This is a genomic window from Pseudoduganella sp. GW821-FHT11H04 (assembly GCF_058807935.1).
The window spans coordinates 233,819-255,262 of record NZ_JBXARE010000004.1 but is presented as its reverse complement, the minus strand read 5'-3'; the positions used below and the strand labels follow the sequence as shown (position 1 = coordinate 255,262).

24 protein-coding genes are annotated in these 21,444 nt (G+C 61.6%); 14 read left to right on the top strand and 10 right to left on the bottom strand.

The window, feature by feature from the left end:
* The first annotated feature begins 83 nt into the window (after nucleotides 1-83).
* A complete protein-coding gene (locus AC1RTP_RS11375; protein WP_498607561.1) occupies nucleotides 84-629 on the top strand; it encodes a CGNR zinc finger domain-containing protein in 546 nt (181 codons plus the stop codon).
* On the opposite strand, the gene AC1RTP_RS11370 is transcribed toward AC1RTP_RS11375, so the two are convergent.
* Nucleotides 626-1,525, bottom strand: coding sequence for a substrate binding domain-containing protein (locus tag AC1RTP_RS11370; protein ID WP_498607559.1), 900 nt, complete (start codon nucleotides 1,523-1,525; stop codon nucleotides 626-628). The two genes, AC1RTP_RS11375 and AC1RTP_RS11370, sit on opposite strands and share 4 nt — an antisense overlap.
* 99 nt (nucleotides 1,526-1,624) lie before the next feature.
* Between AC1RTP_RS11370 and AC1RTP_RS11365 the strand changes: the two genes are divergently transcribed.
* Nucleotides 1,625-2,356 carry an SDR family NAD(P)-dependent oxidoreductase gene (locus tag AC1RTP_RS11365; protein WP_498607557.1) on the top strand — a complete coding sequence of 244 codons (732 nt, stop codon included), beginning with the start codon at nucleotides 1,625-1,627 and terminating at the stop codon, nucleotides 2,354-2,356.
* Between the two features lie 11 nt (nucleotides 2,357-2,367).
* Here the strand turns inward: AC1RTP_RS11365 and AC1RTP_RS11360 are convergent, their stop codons facing one another.
* From AC1RTP_RS11360 to AC1RTP_RS11350, 3 genes are all read right to left on the bottom strand, one after another.
* On the bottom strand, nucleotides 2,368-2,541 hold the full coding sequence (locus AC1RTP_RS11360; RefSeq protein WP_498607555.1) for a hypothetical protein: 174 nt from the start codon (nucleotides 2,539-2,541) through the stop codon (nucleotides 2,368-2,370).
* A gap of 96 nt (nucleotides 2,542-2,637) precedes the next feature.
* The gene (locus AC1RTP_RS11355; protein ID WP_498607554.1) at nucleotides 2,638-3,183 is read right to left on the bottom strand and encodes a DUF1697 domain-containing protein; all 546 of its coding nucleotides are present in this window, start codon (nucleotides 3,181-3,183) and stop codon (nucleotides 2,638-2,640) included.
* A 53-nt stretch (nucleotides 3,184-3,236) separates the two neighbouring features.
* Nucleotides 3,237-4,832, bottom strand: coding sequence for a sensor histidine kinase (locus tag AC1RTP_RS11350; protein ID WP_498607552.1), 1,596 nt, complete (start codon nucleotides 4,830-4,832; stop codon nucleotides 3,237-3,239).
* Between the two features lie 119 nt (nucleotides 4,833-4,951).
* Here AC1RTP_RS11350 and AC1RTP_RS11345 point away from each other — a divergent pair, with 119 nt between their 5' ends.
* Both AC1RTP_RS11345 and AC1RTP_RS11340 read left to right on the top strand, forming a co-directional pair.
* Nucleotides 4,952-5,290 carry a hypothetical protein gene (locus AC1RTP_RS11345; RefSeq protein ID WP_498607550.1) on the top strand — a complete coding sequence of 113 codons (339 nt, stop codon included), beginning with the start codon at nucleotides 4,952-4,954 and terminating at the stop codon, nucleotides 5,288-5,290.
* Nucleotides 5,287-6,132: an HDOD domain-containing protein gene (locus AC1RTP_RS11340; protein WP_498607548.1), complete on the top strand. Its 846-nt coding sequence runs from the start codon at nucleotides 5,287-5,289 to the stop codon at nucleotides 6,130-6,132. Before AC1RTP_RS11345 ends, AC1RTP_RS11340 begins: the two co-directional genes overlap by 4 nt.
* A 17-nt stretch (nucleotides 6,133-6,149) precedes the next feature.
* Here the strand turns inward: AC1RTP_RS11340 and AC1RTP_RS11335 are convergent, their stop codons facing one another.
* Both AC1RTP_RS11335 and AC1RTP_RS11330 read right to left on the bottom strand, forming a co-directional pair.
* The gene (locus AC1RTP_RS11335; RefSeq protein ID WP_498607546.1) at nucleotides 6,150-6,494 is read right to left on the bottom strand and encodes a hypothetical protein; all 345 of its coding nucleotides are present in this window, start codon (nucleotides 6,492-6,494) and stop codon (nucleotides 6,150-6,152) included.
* A gap of 202 nt (nucleotides 6,495-6,696) precedes the next feature.
* A complete protein-coding gene (locus AC1RTP_RS11330; protein ID WP_498607544.1) occupies nucleotides 6,697-7,002 on the bottom strand; it encodes a hypothetical protein in 306 nt (101 codons plus the stop codon).
* 93 nt (nucleotides 7,003-7,095) lie between these two features.
* Between AC1RTP_RS11330 and miaB the strand changes: the two genes are divergently transcribed.
* Genes miaB through ybeY form a run of 3 tightly spaced genes read left to right on the top strand, consistent with a single transcriptional unit; the run spans nucleotide 7,096 to nucleotide 9,936 of the window.
* Nucleotides 7,096-8,430, top strand: a complete 1,335-nt coding sequence (gene miaB / locus AC1RTP_RS11325; RefSeq protein WP_498607543.1) for a tRNA (N6-isopentenyl adenosine(37)-C2)-methylthiotransferase MiaB — start codon at nucleotides 7,096-7,098, stop codon at nucleotides 8,428-8,430.
* Complete coding sequence (locus AC1RTP_RS11320; protein ID WP_498607541.1) at nucleotides 8,427-9,494, top strand: PhoH family protein; 1,068 nt, start codon at nucleotides 8,427-8,429, stop codon at nucleotides 9,492-9,494. Before miaB ends, AC1RTP_RS11320 begins: the two co-directional genes overlap by 4 nt.
* Nucleotides 9,478-9,936 (top strand): rRNA maturation RNase YbeY, encoded by a 459-nt coding sequence (gene ybeY, locus AC1RTP_RS11315; protein ID WP_498607539.1) that lies wholly within the window; start codon nucleotides 9,478-9,480, stop codon nucleotides 9,934-9,936. The genes AC1RTP_RS11320 and ybeY overlap by 17 nt, the downstream gene beginning before the upstream one ends.
* On the opposite strand, the gene AC1RTP_RS11310 is transcribed toward ybeY, so the two are convergent.
* Nucleotides 9,933-10,949: a transporter gene (locus AC1RTP_RS11310; RefSeq protein ID WP_498607537.1), complete on the bottom strand. Its 1,017-nt coding sequence runs from the start codon at nucleotides 10,947-10,949 to the stop codon at nucleotides 9,933-9,935. The genes ybeY and AC1RTP_RS11310 overlap by 4 nt on opposite strands.
* 85 nt (nucleotides 10,950-11,034) lie before the next feature.
* Here AC1RTP_RS11310 and AC1RTP_RS11305 point away from each other — a divergent pair, with 85 nt between their 5' ends.
* Nucleotides 11,035-11,913 (top strand): CorC family transporter, encoded by an 879-nt coding sequence (locus AC1RTP_RS11305; protein ID WP_498608048.1) that lies wholly within the window; start codon nucleotides 11,035-11,037, stop codon nucleotides 11,911-11,913.
* Nucleotides 11,913-13,451: an apolipoprotein N-acyltransferase gene (lnt, locus tag AC1RTP_RS11300; RefSeq protein WP_498607536.1), complete on the top strand. Its 1,539-nt coding sequence runs from the start codon at nucleotides 11,913-11,915 to the stop codon at nucleotides 13,449-13,451. The genes AC1RTP_RS11305 and lnt overlap by 1 nt, the downstream gene beginning before the upstream one ends.
* Here the strand turns inward: lnt and AC1RTP_RS11295 are convergent.
* Nucleotides 13,448-14,215, bottom strand: coding sequence for a hypothetical protein (locus AC1RTP_RS11295; RefSeq protein ID WP_498607535.1), 768 nt, complete (start codon nucleotides 14,213-14,215; stop codon nucleotides 13,448-13,450). The two genes, lnt and AC1RTP_RS11295, sit on opposite strands and share 4 nt — an antisense overlap.
* A 303-nt stretch (nucleotides 14,216-14,518) precedes the next feature.
* Between AC1RTP_RS11295 and glyQ the strand changes: the two genes are divergently transcribed.
* From glyQ to AC1RTP_RS11270, 5 genes are read left to right on the top strand one after another with little or no spacing between them, the layout of a single operon-like run.
* Nucleotides 14,519-15,415 carry a glycine--tRNA ligase subunit alpha gene (glyQ, locus tag AC1RTP_RS11290; RefSeq protein WP_498607533.1) on the top strand — a complete coding sequence of 299 codons (897 nt, stop codon included), beginning with the start codon at nucleotides 14,519-14,521 and terminating at the stop codon, nucleotides 15,413-15,415.
* A gap of 13 nt (nucleotides 15,416-15,428) precedes the next feature.
* Nucleotides 15,429-17,531, top strand: coding sequence for a glycine--tRNA ligase subunit beta (gene glyS, locus AC1RTP_RS11285; RefSeq protein WP_498607531.1), 2,103 nt, complete (start codon nucleotides 15,429-15,431; stop codon nucleotides 17,529-17,531).
* A gap of 1 nt (nucleotide 17,532) precedes the next feature.
* Nucleotides 17,533-18,090, top strand: a complete 558-nt coding sequence (gene gmhB / locus AC1RTP_RS11280; RefSeq protein WP_498607529.1) for a D-glycero-beta-D-manno-heptose 1,7-bisphosphate 7-phosphatase — start codon at nucleotides 17,533-17,535, stop codon at nucleotides 18,088-18,090.
* A 13-nt stretch (nucleotides 18,091-18,103) separates the two neighbouring features.
* Nucleotides 18,104-18,844, top strand: a complete 741-nt coding sequence (locus AC1RTP_RS11275) for a lysophospholipid acyltransferase family protein (protein ID WP_498607527.1) — start codon at nucleotides 18,104-18,106, stop codon at nucleotides 18,842-18,844.
* Nucleotides 18,790-19,728 (top strand): M48 family metallopeptidase, encoded by a 939-nt coding sequence (locus AC1RTP_RS11270; protein ID WP_498607526.1) that lies wholly within the window; start codon nucleotides 18,790-18,792, stop codon nucleotides 19,726-19,728. The genes AC1RTP_RS11275 and AC1RTP_RS11270 overlap by 55 nt, the downstream gene beginning before the upstream one ends.
* Here the strand turns inward: AC1RTP_RS11270 and AC1RTP_RS11265 are convergent.
* Together AC1RTP_RS11265 and AC1RTP_RS11260 are read right to left on the bottom strand one after the other, a co-directional pair.
* Complete coding sequence (locus tag AC1RTP_RS11265; RefSeq protein ID WP_498607524.1) at nucleotides 19,725-20,330, bottom strand: response regulator; 606 nt, start codon at nucleotides 20,328-20,330, stop codon at nucleotides 19,725-19,727. The two genes, AC1RTP_RS11270 and AC1RTP_RS11265, sit on opposite strands and share 4 nt — an antisense overlap.
* On the bottom strand, nucleotides 20,327-21,442 hold the full coding sequence (locus AC1RTP_RS11260) for a sensor histidine kinase (RefSeq protein WP_498607523.1): 1,116 nt from the start codon (nucleotides 21,440-21,442) through the stop codon (nucleotides 20,327-20,329). The genes AC1RTP_RS11265 and AC1RTP_RS11260 overlap by 4 nt, the downstream gene beginning before the upstream one ends.
* Between the last annotated feature and the right edge of the window lie 2 nt (nucleotides 21,443-21,444).

Sequence of the window (21,444 nt, the reverse complement as noted above, 5' to 3'; positions counted from 1 at the left end):
TTGATGGTTACAAGATTACTCCGTCAGCGTAACTTGTCAAGCGTTATTTTGATGGTTACAATGAAAATCAGGAGGACAGCAAAATGACCGAGTTCTATGGCGACCATCCAGCGCTGGATCTGATGAATACTGTAGTGCAGGGCGAGGAAACGTGGCACAGCGATGCCGACGTCATGGCCTGGCTGGCGGAAGTCGGCGAGCGCGGGACGGCCACCGCTCCGGGCCGTCAAGGCGAGCTGCTGGCGGCGGCGCGTACACTGCGCGAGACCATCCGCGCCGCGGTGACGGCGCGCAAAGCCGGCAAGCGAGTCGACGCCGAGGCGTTGAACGCCGCCCTGGCGCACGCCCAGCGTCATATGGTACTGGTGGAGGAAAGTGGGGATGGCCTGTCGCTGCAGGCCCAATACGTCGCCGAAACGCCGCAACAGTTACTGGCTCCCCTGGCGGAAGCCGCCGCCCACCTGCTGGCAGCCGCCGACTTCAACCTGGTACGCAAGTGCGAAGACCACGCCTGCACGCTATGGTTCCTGGATCGCACCAAATCGCATCGCCGCCGCTGGTGCAGCATGGCGCTATGTGGCAACCGGAATAAAGTGGCGGCGTTCCGCCAGCGCCAGCAGGACGCTTAGGGCAGCAAGAAATCCACCAGGCTGCGCACCCGCAGCGGCAAATGACGCGCATGCGGGTAGATCAGGTAGAACGGCCGCGTGCTGCCGCCAAATTGCGGCAGCAGTTCGACCAGTTCCCCGCTGGCTAGCTCACGCTCCACGCCGAAGCGGTAGGTTTGGGCGATGCCGCCGCCATGCAGCGCCATCGTATTAATGCCGAGGAAGTCATCCGCACACACCACGCCATCGCTGCCTACCAGTTCAATCTCCGCCCCGCCGCGCATGAACTGCCAGGGCACCAGGCGTCCCGTACTTGGCAGCACGAACTGGATGCAATCGTGGCCAGCCAGGTCTTCCAGCGACTTCGGTTTGCCGCGCCGTTTCAGGTAGGCAGGCGAAGCCACCAGGGCCAGCGCAGCATCCTCCAACTTGCGCGCGATCAGGGATGAATCCTGCGGCAAGCGGCCGCGCACAGCCAGGTCGTAGCCCTCCTCCGCGAAATCGATATTGCGGTTGCTGATATGGACTTCCACCTGCACCTCCGGGTATTGCAGGCGGAATGCCGCCAGCCGCTCCAGCAAGCGCGAATGCGCATAGGGCGTCGGCACGCTGATGCGCAGCTTGCCGGCAGGCCTGGCCTGCTGCCCCGTCACTTCGCGCTCAGCTTCCACCAACTGCGACAAGGCCTGCCGGCACTGCTCGAAATAAGATTGACCGCCATCGGTCAATCGGATCTGGCGCGTCGTGCGCACGAACAGGCGCACGCCCAGTCGCTCCTCCAGCCGCGATATCGAACGGCTCACCGCCGCCGGCGTTACACCCGCCACAGCTGCCGCCGCGGTGAAACTGCCCTGCTCCCCCGCCAGCACAAACAGCTCGATGCTGCCCAGTTGAACGTCGTCGAAATGGCGCTGCATTCATTACTCCATGTATCAAGTTAATTGCACGAAACCGTATTTATCGCCTTTTGAGTCACAAGTATAGTGGACTCACCGTAACCCAACATGGAGTCCCAAATGTCTAAAACTGCAATCGTCACCGGCGCCTCGAGCGGCCTCGGATTCGCCATCGCCAAGGCTTACCTGGCGCGCGGCTACAACGTCGTCGGCAACGCCCGCACCATGGACCGCCTGCAAACCGCAGCGGCCCACCTGGGCAATCCAGCCAACTTCCTGCCCGTGGCAGGCGATATCGCCGCACCGGAAACGGCCAAGGCCCTGTTCGAGCAGGCAAACGCCCGCTTCGGCAAAGTGGATATTCTGGTCAACAACGCAGGCATCTTCATCGCCAAACCGGCCATCGATTACACCGAAGACGATACCGACGCCATCGTGGCGACCAACCTGAAGGGTTTCCTGTTCCCGGCGCAGGAAGCGATTCGCCATATGGAGGCAAACGGCGGCGGCCACATTGTCAACATCACGGCCAGCCTGGGCGTGACTCCGGCCAAAGCCACGGCCCTGCTGCCGGTGCTGATCAAAGGTGGCCTGAACATGGCGACGCGTGCCCTGGCGCTTGAGCTGGCAAGCAAGAACATCAAGGTGAATGCTGTGGCGCCGGGCATTATCAGCACGCCGTTGCACAGCACCGACGCGGGCACCCAGGAATTCCTGAAAGGACTGGTGCCGACCCATCGACTGGGTTCGGCGCAGGATATTGCCGACGCTGTGCTCTACCTGACTGATTCCACCTTCATCTCCGGCCATATCCTGACCGTGGACGATGGCGGCTCAGCCGGCAACTGGTAAGGAAGGCTGGTTTACAGACCGCACACGCTGTGGATATTGCTGAAGGCGACGCCGCTGGCGATGGCGCGCCCGATGCAGCTGACTTTCTGCCAGCCATTGTCGGCAATCGCAAAGCCGCCAATTACCAGGACCAAAACCACGGCGCCAAGAATCAGGACGCCGCGCAGCGTGTCATTCATTTTCATTACCGGTCTGACAAAATTGTGAACACCCGATTCTAGACGCTGGATGTGCGCCCCTACAAGGAAGGATGCAACTAAAGTAGCGAAATCGCAACTAAATTATGAATTTGCCATTGAATTGAGCTTGCTGATGGTGCTCCAATTGCGCGAAGTGACACCATCGCCTAGTGCCTTGCCCATGGCAGCTGCGGCGCGGCTGGCCAGTACTCCGTCCGGGCACCAGATGTAGGCCGCGTGGTGCCCCAGCGCAAAAGCCTCCGGCTGCCAGCTCTGGCGCGCCAGCGGTTCCAGCTTGCCGCGGTCTTCCTTGGGCTTGTTGAGGACGGCCACCAGCAGACGCGAGTTGTCGTCCGCCACGCCCTGCAAGCTGTTTTCCTTGACGATTTCCGCCAACTGCTCAGCTTCGATGACCGTGACTTTGGCCGGCACGCCCAGCTTCAGCACCAAGGCTTCTTCGATGCGCGCGGCACAGTCCGCCGCATCTGCGGAGTTGCAATCAAAGACCACGTTTCCGCTGTTGAGCAGCGTGCGCACGTCGTCATAACCTATATCGCTCAGCACCTTGCGCAAGTCAGCCATCGCAACGCGTTTTGCGCGTCCGACATTAATGCCACGCAGCAAGGCGATAAGGCGCTGTTTTCTCATGACATTCCTCCCTGCATCGGGGAAGTATGCGGCAGATACAGCAATGGCGGCGCTCAGCTCGCGGTGCGTTCGTGCAGGGGCGCGTCGGGATGCTGGCCGTCGGCTTCGTCGCTCGGGGTCACGCGCGGGATGCGCAGAATGAAGCTGGCGCCCTTGCCGAGCGTGCTGTTGACGGAAATATTGCCGCCGAATTGTTTGACGATCAGGTTGAACACGATGTTCAGGCCAAGGCCGGTGCCGCCCTGCCCGCGCCGCGTGGTGACGAAGGGGTCGAAGACCTTGTCCAGCATGTCGGGAGCGATGCCCTTGCCGTTGTCGACAACCTGCATCTCGATCATGTCGCCATCGGGGAGCACGTTGATGTTGATATTGCCCGCGCCGTCCGGCTCGAAGGCGTGTTCAACGCAGTTCAGCGTGAGGTTGGTGATGACCTGGGCCAGTGCGCCGGGATAGCTGTCGAGCACAATATCGTCGGGACAGTTGATCTCCACCACGATGCGGGTTTTCTTCAGCTTGGGCTGCAAGCTCGATACCACCTCGCCAATGTATTCCTTCAGCTCGAAGCGGCGGCGTGCTTCGCTGACCTGGTCCACCGCGATCTGCTTGAAGCTGTGGATCAGGTGCGCGGCGCGGTAGGCATTGTTCATGATCAGGCGGGCGCTTTCGCCGGCCGTCTCGATGTATTTCTGGATCTCGGATTTCTTCACCTGGCCCATTTTCATGGATTCGTTGACCGTGGTCGTGGCGTCCATCAGCACCGAGGCGCTGGTGAGCGCAATGCCGACCGGGGTATTGATTTCGTGCGCCACACCGGCCACCAGGGAGCCAAGCGATGCCAGGCGTTCTGCCTGCAACAGCGATTCCTGCGTGCGCTGCAGGTCGTCCAGCGCCTGCGCCGTTTCCTGTGCCGAGCGGCGCGCCAGGTCTTCCGCCTCGCGCGTGCGCTTGATGATCGATTTCACCTTGCGCTGGATGGCGTTGAAGCCTCGAATCACGTCGCCTAGTTCATCGCTGCGCTTTTCGGGCAGTTCTTCCACTTCGTCGGAACCACGCGTCGCCAGTTCAAACAGGCCGTCGCGCAGTTTCTTCAGCGGGTCGAACACGATGCGCAGGGAAAGCGCCAGCGCCACCACCAGGATCAAGTCCAGGGTCAGGACTTCCACCACTTTGCGGCGCACTTCGGCCGCCAGCGTGGCATCGATCTGGGCGCGGCTGAAATTGACCACCACGCGGCCGACGATGACGGGCTTCAGCGCACTGCCGGCGGCGCCGGCATCGCGGTAGGCCAGGTCGGCCACCACGGGAGCACCCAGCACAGTGGTTTCGGATTCGATCGGGACGATGCTGCCATCTTCTTTGCGGCGTTTGCCGGAGAACAGGCCGACGGAGGTGTCGTAGACGCGGATGGCCACCAGCTCGGGCGGCAGCATTTCCGCTGCGACGATATTGTCGACTTTGGCCTTATCAAGGTCCCAAAGGGCGGACGGGAGGCTGGTTTGCAGGCGGGTCAGCACGCCTTCGCGTAGACGTTGGTTGGCCACTTCCAGTTCATGGCCCAGGCTGTATTGTGCGTAAGTGCCCGAAATGCCCAGCACAACGGTGACGATCACCACGAACAGTGCAGTCAGCCGGCCTTGAATACCAAACATTCACTCCCTCCCCGAATTCCCACCAATGTACGGGATGCAGTGTCGCTTGGCAAGATTTTAAGGGTGATGACTTGGCGGCACTGAGGTAAGATCAGTTGTACTTACCTGGGAGAATAAAAATGACGGGTACTTACCGCCACCTGCCCCTGGCCGAAGTCCAGCCCGGCATGGTCTTATCCGATGAACTGCTCGACAAGCAGGGCCAGGTCCTGCTGCCAGCCGGCGCCGTGCTGACCGAAAAAATGTTGGAGCGCATGCCGGGTCACGGCATCGAATCGCTTGCGGTGGTGGACGATTCGCCGCCCGATCCCGTACAAACCGAGGCCGAACGCGAAGCCGCATTGGCGCGCATTGCCGTGCTGTTCCGCCGCCACGACCCGGACGATATCGAAGACTCGGCCAGCCAGTCGCTGCGCGCGCTGGTCACAGAGTTCCGCGTTGGCAAGGAGGCTGCATGAGCCTGCCGCTCACATACGACGACGTGGTGAATAACCTGGAGGACCTGCCCTCGCTGCCCGCCGTGGTGATGGAACTCTTGAACAGCATCGACCAGGAAGACGTCGACATCACCATACTGGCCAAGAAAGTCTCGCACGACCAGGCGCTGACCGCCAAGACGCTGCGCCTGGCCAATTCCTCCCTGTTCGGATTGCAGGTCAAGGTGACCACGATCCAGCAGGCGATTACCTTCCTTGGCTTTCAGAGTACGCGCAACCTGATCACGGCTGCCGCGGTCACCGGCTGCTTTACCGGCAAGCAGTGCGCCGGCTTTGACCACAGCATGTTCTGGCGTCATTCGATTGCCACTGCGGCCTGCTCGAAAGTGCTGGCGCGCCATGTGCGCTTCAACCAGGATTACGCCTTCACCGCAGGCTTATTGCACGATATTGGCCGACTGGTGCTGGTGTCGAGCTTCCCGCAGGAATACGCGCAGGTCATCGCCTACCAGCAGGCGAACGATTGCTACACACTCGATGCGGAACGCGCAGTGCTGGGCATCGACCACGTCGAAGCCGGCCTGGCATTGGCGGAGCATTGGAATTTTTCAGACACCATGCAGCTGGCGATCGCCGGCCATCATGATCCAGGCAAGGTGGGCGCCGGCTTCTTGGCAGCCATCATCCACGTGGCAGACGCCGTAGTGCATGCGCTGGACCTGGCAAAGAAACCGGACGACATGGTGCCGTCCGTTTCCCCCGTGGCCTGGAAAGCACTCAACCTGAGCGATGATACCTGCCTGCACCTGTTCCGCGAAACGGAACTGCAATTCGAAGAAATTGCGATGTTGCTGATGGCTTAGCGCTTGGTGCGAGGTGCTTAGTGCGCGCTGGCCTGCGGCATGCCGCCCTGCGTCGCGGCGCCGAGCGGTTTGTCGTCAGGTTTCGGACGGCCTTGCGCATCGGACAGGCGGTACTTGGTGCGGCGGTCGCCCATCAGGTCACGCAGCTCGCGGATGCTCATTCCGGTCACTTCGTGCATGCGGATCAGCAGCGAGGCGCCGACCGGCAAGCGGTGGTGGCGGATCTTGCTGATGACAGGCGGAGCAACTTCCAGCATACGAGACAGCGCAGCATCGTTCTTCAATTGCATTTTGCCGAGCAGGATGTCGAGCAGGTGGTTCGGGTTATAGCTTTCCTGCGAAGCGAGAGCGTGGTGTGTCATGATGATCCTCTCTTGACAGTGGAGTGTTGAGGAAGGCCCTGCTGTATTGGCAAATTCTCATGCCGCACAACGAAGCGAACCTTGTTCAACATCAAGACTTGGCGATGATTTGCCGAAAATCTTGACAACAATGCCATTTCACCACAGTCACTTTTACTGTGTCGCACGAAAGAACCACAGGAAATTATGATGCAAGGATATTTCAGGCGGTAACGGAAATAATGCTACCGGGCGCCGGCGTGCCAGGCGTAGGGCGGTTGGCTTGCGCATTTTGGGCCAGTAATTGCTGTCGAGTAAGGAAGTCCTGCTGCTCGGCTGCCTGGGATTGTTCGGTGCGGCGCGCCTCCGCGGCCTGAGTCGTGGCGCGCTCGGTTCGGGCGACCTGCTCGTCACGGATACGCTGCTCGTCAATACGCTGCTGGCGTTGCTCTTCCAGGCGGCGCTCGGCGGCGGCATTGTCGACTTGCTGGAAATTCGGGGTGGTCGCCCCCACTCCACTGATAGCCATGACGGTCTCCCGGCAAAACATGCTTTTTTAACTCTAGAGCCCGTGGGGGCCGATTTCAAGGGCGGGATGGCGATTTACGGTAAACTTGCAGGTATGCAGAAAAAAGTATTTATCAAAACCTTCGGTTGCCAGATGAACGAGTACGACTCGGACAAGATGGCAGACCTGCTCGGCGCGTCCGAGGGGCTGGTACGCACCGAATCCCCGGAAGACGCCGACGTTATCCTCCTTAACACCTGTTCCGTGCGCGAAAAGGCACAGGAGAAGGTGTTTTCGGACCTGGGAACCTTCAAGAAGCTCAAGCAAGCCAAGCCTGAACTGGTGATCGGCGTGGGCGGCTGCGTCGCCTCGCAGGAAGGCGAAGCCATCGTCAAGCGCGCGCCGCTGGTGGACGTGGTGTTCGGCCCGCAGACCTTGCACCGCTTGCCGAAGATGATCGAGCTGCGCCGCCAGTCCGGCAAGCCGCAAATCGACATCAGCTTCCCTGAAATCGAGAAGTTCGACCACCTGCCGCCGGCGCGCGTGGAAGGCGCTTTCGCTTACGTCTCCATCATGGAAGGGTGCTCCAAGTACTGTTCCTACTGCGTGGTGCCTTACACCCGCGGCGAGGAAGTGTCGCGCCGTTTCGAGGACGTGCTGACCGAAGTCGCCGGCCTGGCCGCGCAGGGCGTGAAGGAAGTCATGCTTCTTGGCCAGAACGTGAACGCTTTCCGTGGCGAGACCGCCGACGGCGGCATCGCCGATTTCGCCATGCTGATTGAATACGTGGCCGAGATTCCGGGCATTGAGCGTATCCGCTTCGTCACCAGCCATCCAAAAGAATTCACGCAGCGCCTGATCGACTGCTATGCCCGCATTCCCAAACTGGCCGACCAGCTCTACCTGCCGGCCCAGCATGGCTCGGACAAGATCCTGGGTGCCATGAAGCGCGGCTACACGGCGCTGGAATACAAATCCATCATCCGCAAAGTGCGCGCGGTGCGCCCGAACGTGGTGATCTCCTCCGACTTTATCGTCGGCTTCCCCGGCGAGACGGACGAGGATTTCGAAGCGATGTATAAGCTGGTGCAGGACGTCGATTTCGACAACAGCTTCAGCTTCATCTTCAGCAAGCGTCCCGGCACGCCGGCCGCCAACCTATCCGACGACACGCCGGCCGAAGTGAAATCGGCCCGCCTGCAACGCCTGCAAGCCCTGTTCGACGGGAACACCAAGCGCCACAGCGCCGCCATGGTCGGCATGACCATGCAGGTGCTGGTGGAAGGCCCATCCAAGCGCGGCGGCAATGACATGCAGGGCCGCGCCAGCAATACCCGCACCGTCCATTTCGACGGCGGCGCCAATGCGCAGTCACTGATCGGCCGGATGGTCAGCGTGCGCATCACTGAAAGCCTGGATTACTCCCTGCGCGGAGAAGCGAACCTTTGAAAACAAAAACCCCGGTGCAACCGCACTACTTCGTTCCAGAACCGCTGGACAACACGCGCCTGGCCCACCTGTGTGGACCGCTCGATGAAAACCTACGCCAGATTTCGGCCGCGCTGGACGTGACCATTTTCCGCCGCGGCGAGAAGTTCATCGTCAGCGGCACCAATGCAGAACGCGCAGTCGCCATCCTTGAACGCTTCTACGAGGTCGCCGATAAAGTGGTGCCGGTGGAAGAGGTGCAACTGGCCCTGGTCGAACAGCGCGCCAACGAGGCGCAGGACGATTTCGTCCCAGCCGGTGAAGAGCCGCCCTTCCACGAGCCGGATATCACCAGTCCTGTGCTGAAGACGCGCCGCAACGACCTCCGCGGCCGCACGCCGCACCAGATCCGCTACCTGCGCAACATCCTCGACCACGACATCAGCTTCGGCGTCGGCCCTGCCGGTACCGGCAAGACTTATCTCGCCGTGGCCTGCGCCGTCGATGCGCTGGAACGCGACGCGGTCAAGCGCATCATCCTGACCCGCCCTGCAGTGGAAGCGGGCGAACGCCTGGGCTTCCTGCCGGGCGACCTGGCGCAGAAAGTCGACCCATACCTGCGTCCCCTGTACGACGCGCTGTACGACCTGCTCGGCTTTGACCGCACGCAGAAGATGTTCGAGAAGCAGGTGATCGAGATCGCGCCGCTGGCATACATGCGCGGCCGCACGCTGAACCACGCCTTCGTCATCCTGGACGAGGCTCAGAACACCACCGTCGAACAGATGAAGATGTTCCTGACCCGTATCGGCTTCGGCAGCAAGGCCGTGGTGACGGGCGACGTCACCCAGATCGACCTGGCCAAGCACCAGAGGTCCGGCCTGGTCGATGCCATGCATGTGCTGCGCAATGTGCGCGGCATCGCCTTCAGCCAGTTCTCCAGCGCCGACGTGGTGCGCCATCCGCTGGTGGCGCGCATTGTCGACGCCTATGAAAGCTCGCAGGAAGCCAGCGCCGAAATCGCTCCGCTGCTGCAAACCGTCAAACCCGCTGTGAAAGCCGTGCGCAATGTCCGAAAAAAATAAGCTGACCCTGTCCGTCCAATACGCCGACCCGCGCCTGCAGGAAGAAATCACCCGCCCGATGATCCGCAAATGGGTCAAGGCCGCCTTGTTCGCGCCGGCGGAGTTGACCATCCGCTTCGTCGATGCTGAGGAAGGCCAGGAACTGAACCGCGACTACCGCGGCAAGGACTACGCCACCAATGTGCTGACCTTTGCCTACAACGAAGGCGAAGACGTGGCGGAAGACGAACCGACCCGCGCCGACATTATCCTCTGCACCGACGTGCTGCAGCGTGAAGCGGCCGAGCAGAAGAAATCCGTGGAGGAGCACACCGCCCACCTGATCGTACACGGCGTGCTGCACGCCCAGGGCTACGACCACGAAGACGACGAAGAAGCGGCCGAGATGGAAGGCATCGAAACCGAGATCGTCACCGGCCTCGGTTACGCCGATCCATATTAATCGTTTCGCTGTCGAAATAACCAGGCGCCGGCTACCACGGTGAACAGCGCCACAATGCCGGCGATGATCCAGAAGCCGGATTTATCTTCCGCCAGCGGAACGCCACCCACGTTCATCCCGAGCAGGCCGGCAATGATATTGATCGGCAGCGCCAGCACGGTCACGATGGTCAACACATAGAGGCTGCGGTTATTGGCCTCGCTGGCCAGGGCCGCAATCTCTTCCTGCAGCAATTTGATGCGTTCCTGCAGCGCCGCCATGTCGTTCAGCACCACGGCAAACTCCTCGGTCGACTCGCGCAGCTCCTGGCGATCGGCATCGCTGGCCCATGACGGCGGCCGTTGCAGCAGCCGGAAAAGCGCCGCAGGTTCAGGTGCAAGCAGCCTTTGCAGGCGCACAAGCACCCGCCGCAAGGCGCCAAGGTCGGCGCGCTTGAATTTCAGCTTGCCCGACAGGAGGTTGTCTTCGATGCGATCGACCTTGCTCGTGGCATCGCGCACGATGCGGGTCAGCACGTCGGCCTGGTCGCGTAACAGGTGGGTCAGCAGGACCACGCTGGACACCAGGTTTTCCCCGCCGAGCACGGCTTGCCGCAAACGCTCCACCGCCTGTAGCGGCTTGCGGCGCGCGCTGACCACCAGGCGCCTGTCCACGCTCAGGCAGACGCTGGAAATATCCGAGGGCTCGAAGCTGAAGTCGCGCAACACGTCGTTGACCACCGCCACCAGCGTATCGTCGGCCTGTTCGATGCGTGTCGAGCGCGCGCCCTCCTCGTGCAGGCTGTCGTAGTATTCATTAGCAAGCACCGCATGTTCGCGCATCCATTTTTCGCTGGCGGTGTTGGCAAGGTTGAAATGCAGCCAAATGAATTCACCGGGCGGACTGGCCGTTTCATGCAGCCATTGTTCGGCCTCAGACGCTTCGATCGGCACCGGTTGCGGGCCACGCCCGAACAGGTATGCGCAAACGAGCCCGCACTGGTCGGAGCCATAGGTGACTGCACTGATCTGCATGAGTTTCCAATCTGATAATTTCGGCCGGTACTCGGCTGTTTAGTGTATGCTATAGCACTTCGGAACAACGGCTTTAATGCCAATTATGCAAGAGCACTCTAGTAGCGTCAGGAATGACGCTAAACCACACCGGTCGCTGTTCGAGCGACTCACCGCCCTGATTTCCCCTGAGCCCGAGAGCCGCTCGGAGCTGCTTGAAGTCCTGCACGACGCCCATGAACGCAACCTGATCGACGCCGATGCGCTGTCGATGATCGAAGGCGTGTTCCAGGTCTCGGACTTGTCGGCGCGCGACATCATGATCCCGCGCTCGCAGATGGATGTCATCGATATCACCAAGCCGATCGAGGAATGGATCCCGCTGGTGCTGGAAACAGCCCACTCGCGCTTCCCTGCCATCGAAGGTGAGCGCGACAAGGTGGTCGGCATCCTGCTGGCCAAGGACCTGCTGCGCTACTACGCGGAAGAATCTTTCGACGTGCGCGACATGCTGCGCCCGGCGATCTTCATCCCGGAATCGAAACGCCTGAACGTGCTGTTGCGCGACTTCCGCGCCAACCATAACCATATGGCCATCGTGGTCGATGAGTACTCCGGCGTAGCCGGGCTGATCACCATCGAAGACGTGCTGGAGCAGATCGTCGGCGATATCGAAGATGAATACGATTTCGATGAAGAAGAAGACAATATCCTCTCCATCAAGGAAGGCAAGATCGGCCCGCGCTGGCGCGTCAAGGCGTTGACCGAGCTGGAACAGTTCAACGAAGAACTGGACGCCGACCTGGCCGACGAGGATGTCGACACCATCGGCGGCCTGGTAGCCAAGCACCTGGGCCGCATGCCACACAAGGGCGATACCTTCGACATCGCCAACCTGCGCTTTGAAGTGCTGCGCGCCGATGCGCGCCAGGTCCATGTGCTGACTGTTGAAAAACTGCCAGCCGCCGTGGACGAGCAGGACTGATGCGCTGGCGTAAGACCAAGGCAGGCGAAGCGCCTGCCGCGCCCCGCTCTACCCGTAGCCGCATGCTGATCGCCGCCGTCGCCGGCGCGGCCGGTGTGTTTGCGTTCGCCCCGTTCGGCTGGTGGCCGCTGCAAATTCTTTCCCTCGCCGTGCTCGTGTACCAGGCCTTGCGCGCCGATGGCGTGCGCGCCTCCGCCCTGGTGGGCTGGGCTTTCGGCTTTGGCTGGTGCCTCGCTGGTTTCCATTGGCTGTATATCGCGATCAACCGTTTCGGCGGCATGCCGGCGCCGCTGGCTGCGATTTCCATCGCCCTGCTGGCCGCGGCGATGGCCCTGTACGCTGCGGGTGCCATGGGTGCTACCGCCTGGCTTCGCAAGCGCTGGCCTCTGCCCTTGCCTGCCGCCGCGCTGTTGGTGTTGCCGGCGTGCTGGGCCTTGTTCGAATTCATGCGCGGCTGGCTGTTCACCGGTTTCCCTTGGGTGACGGCGGGCTATGCGCACAACACTTCGCCGCTGGCTGGTTATGCACCGGTACTAGGCGTGTACGGCATCAGCTGGCTCGCCGCCATCACGGCCGGCGCCTTGCCGCTGCTGATGCACCCGTTCCGCTACAAGGCTATCGCGCTGGTGGCGGCAATCTGGATCGGCGGTTTTGCGCTGGGCCGCATCGAATGGACTGCGCCTTCCGGCAAGCCGCTCTCGGTACGCCTGGTACAGGGCAATGTGCCGCTGGAGAACAAGTTCGATGCCAGGCATCTCGGTGCTATCCTGGGCATGTACCAGCAAGTGGTGACTTCTGCTCCGGCCGACTTGATTGCGATTCCCGAGACGGGTGTTCCGCTATTTGCCTCCCAGCTCCCGCCAGGCTACCTGGACGCCTACGGCCAGTTCGCGCGCCGCACCGGCAGCCATATCGTGCTGGGCATCCCGATGACCAATGGTGTGGAATACTCCAATAGCGTGCTTGGCTTGCCACCAACGCTGTCCGAGCGCGCCTACCGCTACGACAAGCACCACCTGGTGCCATTCGGAGAGTTCATTCCGACCGGCTTCCGCTGGTTCACCAACCTGATGCAGATTCCGCTGGGCGACCAGACGCGTGGCGCGGTGATCCAGGCGCCATTCCGGGTGAAGGACCAGAAGGTGCTGCCGAATATCTGCTACGAGAATGTGTTTGGAGAGGAAATCGCGGAACAGATTTCGCTGACCGGCGCGACCGTGATGCTGAATGTATCCGAGCTGGCCTGGTACGGCGAATCGATCGCCATCCCGCAGCACTTGCAGATGTCGCAAATGCGCTCGCTGGAAACCGGCCGCCCGATGCTGAGCGCCACCAACAGCGGCGCCACGGTCGTGATCTCCCCGCGCGGTGAAGTCGCGCACGCCCTGCCTTACCGTCAGCCGGGCGTCCTGAGCGCAACGGTGCAAGGCATGTCCGGAGACACGCCTTACATCAAGCTTCAGAACAAGCTCTTCCTCGCCCTCGCAGTCCTGTCGATCGGGGCCGCCTGGCTCTGGTCACGTAAGCCACGCGGCTAAAAGACCTCGTCAATGGTCCTGGCGGTCACCACCGCCAGGCACCAGCGCTGCAATTCATCCTGCGAACCCGAATTAACCTTCTCTCGCGTGCCATCATCGAGTGGCCCGAAGCGCGTTTCGAGCAAAGCGCAGACCATTTTTTTCAGCGTCTCCAGTCGCCCAAGAACTACGCCACGGGCTTCACCACGAGCTTCACCACGCGCCTCCCCTCGAGCTTCCCCAATTGCTTCTCCTCGAGCTTCTCCTCGAGCTTCTCCTCGAGCTTCTCCTCGAGCTTCTCCTCGAGCTTCGCCGCGCTGTTCAGCGCGCTCTTGCCATAAATATTTCCAAGCCATTTCACTCCTCCCTTCGAAAGTTTGCTGCTGCACTTCCAACTCAGCTTGCAGGGAATTTGGCAAAGTCATCATCCGGTCAATTAGATCGTAAGCGTCAAGGAACTTGTTTCGCGGCCAACCACAGTTGCGCAGTCCCGTCAGCAGTTTGTCTTTGACAATCGCACGTTCTAAAGGTTCCCCGCGAGTTCGCAGGGTAAATAGATGGGCTACAACCAGCCAGGCAAAAACGTTATCGCTAAGGAGTAGCTCTTCCAGACAGCTTTCAAAATCACGTAACTTGATGGTCTCGAATTCGAACGTCGTGCGGGAATTGCCGGCAGCGAGCTCGAATCGGCTTGGCCGCCAGGTTGGGCTACAGTCTCCAAGAATCGCGATACTGCGCACCGGTAACCGGAACTGGTCGTAAAGTCGGTATTGGCAAACAAACATGCGTTCCGCAAATCCGCGCTGGCGGAACGACTTCCCCACTTCTCGCGTAGGAAAAGTTCCGTGAAATCAGGCCAGTAGAGCTCAATCGCCTGTTTCCAGACCGAGTCATAGTCGGCGTTTGGGGTATCCATATAGCTTGGACGCCCCGGCTCGACGCCGGTTCGGTCAGCGAGCCTGAGCTTTGATATGGATCAAACACCCTGCCGATCCGGGGAAACTCTACAGGTTCACGGCAAAACCCGCTAAAATGAGCCGTTTTAGCGAACCGATAACGCTCGCGCCAAGGCGCCACCAACGACCACGATGCTGACATTTCAACAAATTATCCTGACCCTGCAAACCTACTGGGACAAGCAGGGCTGCGCATTGCTCCAGCCGTACGACATGGAAGTCGGCGCGGGCACCTTCCACACCGGTACTTTCCTGCGTGCAATCGGTCCTGAGCCTTGGCGCGCGGCCTACGTCCAACCGTCCCGCCGCCCGAAAGACGGCCGCTACGGCGAAAACCCGAACCGCCTGCAGCACTACTACCAATACCAGGTGGTCCTGAAGCCGGCCCCGGAAAATATTCTGGACCTGTACCTGGGCTCCCTGTCCGCACTGGGCCTGGACCTGAAACAGAACGACGTGCGCTTCGTGGAAGACGACTGGGAAAGCCCAACCCTGGGCGCCTGGGGCCTGGGCTGGGAAGTCTGGCTGAACGGCATGGAAGTGACCCAGTTCACCTACTTCCAGCAAGTGGGCGGCCTCGATTGCAAGCCTGTGCTGGGCGAGATCACCTATGGCGTCGAGCGCTTGGCCATGTACCTGCAAGGCGTGGAGAACGTCTATGACCTGGTCTGGACCGAGTGGGAAGAGGACGGCCAGAAGAAGCAGCTGAAATACGGCGACGTGTTCCACCAGAACGAAGTGGAGCAATCGACCTACAACTTCGAGCACGCCAACACCGACCTGCTGTTCGCGCAATTCGCCAACCACGAATCCGAAGCCAAGCGCCTGATCGAGCTGCAACTGGTACTGCCAGCCTACGAGCAGATCATGAAAGCTTCGCACAGTTTCAATATGCTGGACGCCCGCGGCGCCATTTCCGTGACCGAGCGCGCTGCCTACATCGGCCGCGTGCGCACCCTGTCGCGCATGGTCGCCCAGGCCTACTACGAGTCCCGCGAACGCCTCGGCTTCCCAATGGTCGCCAAATAAAAGAATACCGAACATGAATCAGACCCTGCTCATCGAACTGCTGACCGAAGAACTGCCGCCGAAAGCGCTGTCCAAGCTGGGCGCCGCTTTCGCCGCTGGCATCGTCAACGGCCTGAAATCGCGCGACTTCCTGGAAGAGGACAGCGTCGCCACCGCCTACGCCACCCCGCGCCGCCTGGCCGTGGCCATCACCAAGGTGCGTGGTACCTCGCCAGACAAGCAAGTCCGCGAAAAGATCCTGCCGGTCGCCATCGCGCTGGACGCCGACGGCAACCCGACCGCGCCGCTGACCAAGAAGCTGGCCGCCATGGGCCTGGCCCACGTCGCCGTGGCCGATATGGAACGCGCCCAGGACGGCAAAGCCGAAAGCTTCTTTTACACCAAGCAGGCCGCCGGCTCCGCCCTGCAAGCGGGCGCACAAGCAGCGCTGGAAGAAACCATCGCCAAGCTGCCTATCCCTAAAGTCATGAGCTACCAGCGTCCGGACGGCGAGACCGTGCAATTCGTGCGCCCGGCCCACGCGCTGATCGCCTTGCATGGCGCCGACGTGCTGCCATTGACCTTGCTGGGCCTGACCGCATCGAACAAGACCGAGGGCCACCGCTTCCTGACCGAACCGGGCAAGCGCGAAGTCACCGTTGCCAACGCCGAAGCGTATGCCGCCACCCTGGCAGATGCCGGCAAAGTGGTAGCCGGCTTCGACGCACGTAAAGAAGCGATTCGCACCGCACTGCTGCAAAAGGCCGGCGCCGACCAGGTCCTGATGCCCGAAGCGCTGCTGGAAGAAGTGTCGTCCCTGGTCGAATGGCCAGTCGTGTACGAATGCCACTTCGAGGAAGAATTCCTGGCTGTGCCGCAGGAATGCCTGATTCTCACCATGCAGACCAACCAGAAATACTTCGCCCTGACCGACGCCAACGGCAAGCTGCGCTCGCGCTTCCTGATCGTGTCGAACATTGCAACCGACACCCCGGCCGCCATCATTGGCGGCAACGAGCGCGTGGTGCGCCCGCGCCTGTCCGACGCCAAGTTCTTCTTCGAACAGGACAAGAAGAAGTCGCTGGAATCGCGCCTGCCGCTGCTGAAGAACGTGGTCTACCACAATAAGCTGGGCACCCAAGCCGAACGCTCCGAGCGCGTCACCTCGCTGGCAGCAGCCATTGCCGGCCGCATCGGCGGCGACAAGGCCTTGGCCGACCGCGCCGCACGCCTGTCCAAGGCCGACCTGCTGACCGATATGGTGGGCGAATTCCCTGAGCTGCAAGGCATCATGGGCACCTACTACGCACGCCACGATGGCGAGCACGAAGAAGTCGCACTGGCCGCTTCCGAGCACTACCAGCCGCGCTTCGCCGGCGACAACCTGCCGTCCACCGCCACCGGCACCGCCGTGGCGCTGGCCGACAAGGTCGAAACCCTGGTCGGCATCTGGGCCATCGGCCTGCAGCCAACCGGCGACAAGGACCCGTTCGCGCTGCGCCGCCACGCCCTCGGCGTGCTGCGCATGCTGGTGGAAAAGCGCCTGCCGCTGTCCATCTCCGCGCTGCTGGGCGACGCCGCGCAGCAATTCGTGGCCGTGCCGAACTTCAAGGATCCAACCGCCGAAGTTGCCGCCTTCATGCTGGACCGCCTGCGCGGCATGCTGCGCGAACGCGGCTTCAGCGTGAACGAGATCGAAGCCGTCGTGGCGCAGAACCCTGACCGCCTGGATGACATCGTGCAGCGCCTGGAGGCCGTGCAAGCCTTCGCCGCCCTGCCGGAATCGGTCTCTCTGGCCGGCGCCAACAAGCGCATCACCAACATCCTGAAGAAGAACGAGGAAGCGCTGGCACAGGCGAGCACCGTCAAGGCCGAGCTGCTGCAGGACGCCGCAGAAAAGGCCCTGCACGCCGCCATGGGCCGCGTAGCGCCGGAAGTGGATGCCGCATGGGCCAAGGGCGACTTCAGCGCCACGCTCAAAACGTTGGCGCAACTGAAGGAAGAAGTCGACGCCTTCTTCAACGACGTGATGGTCATGGCCGAAGACATCGCCCTGCGCAACAACCGCCTGGCGCTGCTGTCGTCCCTGCACGGCATGATGAACCGCGTAGCGGACATCTCCAAGCTGGCTGCCTGATATGCCACAAAGCCAGCCGACAAAGCTCATCATCCTGGACCGCGATGGGGTGATCAACCACGACTCGCCGGACTTCATCAAGTCCCCCGACGAATGGATCCCCATCCCCGGCTCGCTGGAAGCGATCGCCCGCCTGAACCAGGCGGGTTATCGCGTGGTGATCGCGTCGAACCAGTCGGGCATCGCCCGCCAGTACTTCGACATCAACACCCTGAATGCGATCCACCAGAAGCTGCACCGCCTGGCGCAGCAGGTTGGCGCCGATATCGACGCCATCTTCTTCTGCCCGCACGCTGCGGCCGACAACTGCGACTGCCGCAAACCAAAACCTGGCATGTTCACGGAAATCTCGAAGCGCTTCGAAATCAGCCTGAAAGGCGTGCCAACCGTCGGCGATTCGCTGCGCGACCTGCAAGCAGGCTTCATTAGCGGCTGCGTGCCTTTCCTGGTATTGACCGGCAAAGGCGAGAAGACCCATGCCACCGGCGGCCTGCCGCCCGGCACCCAGGTCTTCCCCGACCTGGCCGCCACCGTTGATCACATCTTGAAATCAGAATAACTGGAGACTGTCGTTGCGTAATTTCGTTCTGTTCCTGCGTTCCCTCGTGTTCACGTTGCTGATGGTGGTTGCCACCATCATTTGGTCGGGAGTCTGCATGCTGGCAGCGCCGCTGCCATACAACAAACGCTATTTCGTGACTTCGCGCTGGAATGTCTTCATGATCTGGTGCGCCAAATGGATCTGCGGCATTAACTACCAGTTCAAGGGCTACGAGAACTTCCCGGATGCGCCGGCGATCATCCTGTCCAAGCACCAGTCGGCATGGGAGACCATCTTCTTGCTGGCAAACCTGCCACGCCCGCTGGTGTTCGTGTTCAAGAAAGAAATCCTGTACATCCCCTTCTTCGGCTGGGGCATCGCGCTGCTGCGCATGATCCCGATCGATCGCAAACAAGGCAAGAACGCATTCAAATCTGTTGTTGCACACGGCAAGCGTCGACTCAAAGACGGCCAATGGATTATTATGTTCCCGGAAGGGACTCGCATTCCGGTCGGCCAGCAGGGCAAATACAAGAGCGGCGGCACACGCCTGGCAGTGGAGACCGGCGCTGTGGTCGTGCCGATCGCGCTGAACTCCGGCGAATGCTGGCCAAAGAATTCCTTTATCAAGAAACCGGGCACCATTACGGTGTCGGTGGGAAAACCAATTTCGTCGGAAGGTAAAACTCCGGACGAATTGATGGAACAGGTGGAACAGTGGATCGAATCAGAAATGCGCGTCATTTCGCCCCACGCCTACAGCGCTGGCTAGCCGAAAAGGCTGAAGCGCAACAGGAGGCGCCGCCGCCAGCGGCCGCGCCTTCTTCCCCCTTTCCCGTTCCCGCTCCCGCGGCAGTGAACCTGCTGCGCCCACCGGTGCAGCTGCGCCGCCCTGAACCGACTTCCCCGCAGCTCACCGGCGACCAGGACAAGCGTCAACTACTGGTCGGCGAATACATCCTCGAATATGTGCTGAAGCGCTCTGCGCGCCACTCGATCGGTTTCACTGTCGACGACAACGGCCTGCATGTCACTGCGCCGAAGCGCTGCTCGCTGGCCGATATCGACAACGCTATCCGGGCCAAGCAGCACTGGATCCTGTCCAAGCTCGACGAACGCCGCCAGCGCCGCGCCGCACGCTTGGAAAAGCCGCCCATCGTATGGGACGACGGCGCCAGGCTGCCCTACCTCGGCGAAGAAATCACGCTGCGCCTCTATCAGGCGCCACGCAACCGCACCGAGTTCAACCCGGTGGCGATGGAGCTGTCCATGGGACTGGTGCAAGGCGCCACCGAGCAGCTGCTCAAGGAACGCGTGAAGAACTGGTACAAGGCGCAAGCCGAAGGCCTGTTCCAACAGCGCCTGGACCTGTATGCAGCGCGCCTGGGCGTGCAGTATGCCGGCTTCTCGCTGTCCTCCGCCGACACGCGCTGGGGCTCCTGCACCGCAGAGCGCACCATCCGCCTGAACTGGAAGCTGATGCACTTCTCGCTGCCGCTGGTCGATTACGTGGTGGCCCACGAGTTGGCGCATATCCTCGAAATGAACCACAGTGCCCGCTTCTGGGCCAACGTGGGCCGCATCTACCCGCAATACGAAGAAGCCAAGCAGCTCCTGCGCAAGCGCGCCGCCGAACTTCCTCCGCTATTTACCTAAAGCCAGCCCGCTTCACGGGCCAGGCGGAAGGCTTCCACGCGGTTGCCGGCATTGAGTTTGCTGATTGCGTCCGACAGGTAGTTGCGCACCGTGCCTTCGGAGAGGTTCAATTGTTTGGCGATTTCGGCGCCGGTGCGGCCTTCGCCTGCCAGGCGCAGGACCTGGCGTTCACGTTCGCTCAAGGGGTCTTCACCGCCGCTCCAGCTTTCCAGCGCCAGCTCGGGGGCGATCGCGCGGCCGCCGGCGTGCACGCTGCGGATGGCGGCCGCTAAGGATTCGGATGGGGCGTCTTTCAGCAGGTAGCCGCGCACACCTGCCGCCATGGCGCGGCGCAGGTAACCGGAGCGGGCGAAGGTGGTGACGATCATGACGCGCGTCACGGCGCCGCGTTCAGCCAGTACAGCAGCCAGTTCAAGGCCCGTCATCAAGGGCATTTCTATATCGGTCAGCACGATGTCGGGCTGGAGCTGCTCGCACAGGGCCAGAGCTTCCTGCCCATTGCGCGCCTGGCCAACCACGTCCAGGTCCGGTTCGAGCTTCAGCAGCGCAGCCAGCGCGCCCAGCACCAGCGACTGGTCCTCGGCAATCAGAACGCGGATCATGTAATAGCTCCCAACGGTAAATGTAATTCCAACGCCAAACCACGCCCAAGCACGCCTTGGCCAGTCCGCAGCGTCAGGCGCCCGCCAGCCGCTGAAACGCGTTCGCGCATTCCGCGCAAGCCGTTTCCGCGAGCCAGGGCTTCCTGGTCGACCGGCGAAGTTCCGTCATCGCTGATCAGGCAAAAAATCTGACCGCAATCCTGCCGCACGCTGACCTGGCAGCGCGTAGCCTTGGCGTGGCGCAGTATGTTGGTGACGGCTTCGCGCAGCGACAGCGCCAACACGTTTTCCGCCGTGGCAGGCATGGCGAAAGGCTGCACGTCAGCGTCCAGCTCCACATCGGCGGCGGCCAAAGCGGCCCGCGCCTGCGCCAGCTCCTGGGCGAAGCCACTTTGGCGGTAGCCGGTGACTGCGCTACGCACTTCAGCCAGCGCGTGACGGGCAGTGGTTTCGATGTCCTTGATTTCCTTTGCCGTGGCGGCGGTGTCGCGTTCCAGCAGGCGGCCTGCCAGTTCAGCCTTGATGGCGATCAGCGACAGGGTGTGTCCCAGCAGGTCATGCAGGTCGCGCGAGATGCGTTCGCGTTCGGCGATGCGCGCAATGTGTTCAACTTCCTCCTGCTTGCGCAACAGCTGCTGGCCGGAGCGGCGCACGCGGGCATCCATTACGCTGGCCACGCCAACCGGTGCGCCGACCGCAAGTGACGGCAACAGGAAACTCAGTGGCAGCTCGATCGACATCGCCACCAGCGCAGCCGTGCAGAGAATCAGGCAGATGCCCAGGTAGCCCTGGCGCGGCTGCTCCAGCGCCGCGCACATCGAGCAGGCAAAGATAAAGAAAGTGCAGGCGCCGAAATTGAATGGCGCCCAGGCGATGCCCAGGGCGACAGTTGCCAGCAGCAGCGGTATCGCACGCCGGTTGCGCAGCCAGTAGCTGGCAAAATAGAGCGGCACGAACACGACGATCGACAGTGCCAGCATGCCCAGTTCCAGCAATGTCGGCTTGATGTAGAAGTACTTCCAGAAGAAGAAATTCAGCGACAGCAGCCACAGGTAAGGCGCCTTGCCAAGGTGCGGCGGCACCCATGGTCCCCTTATCCAACGTGGCTGCATAC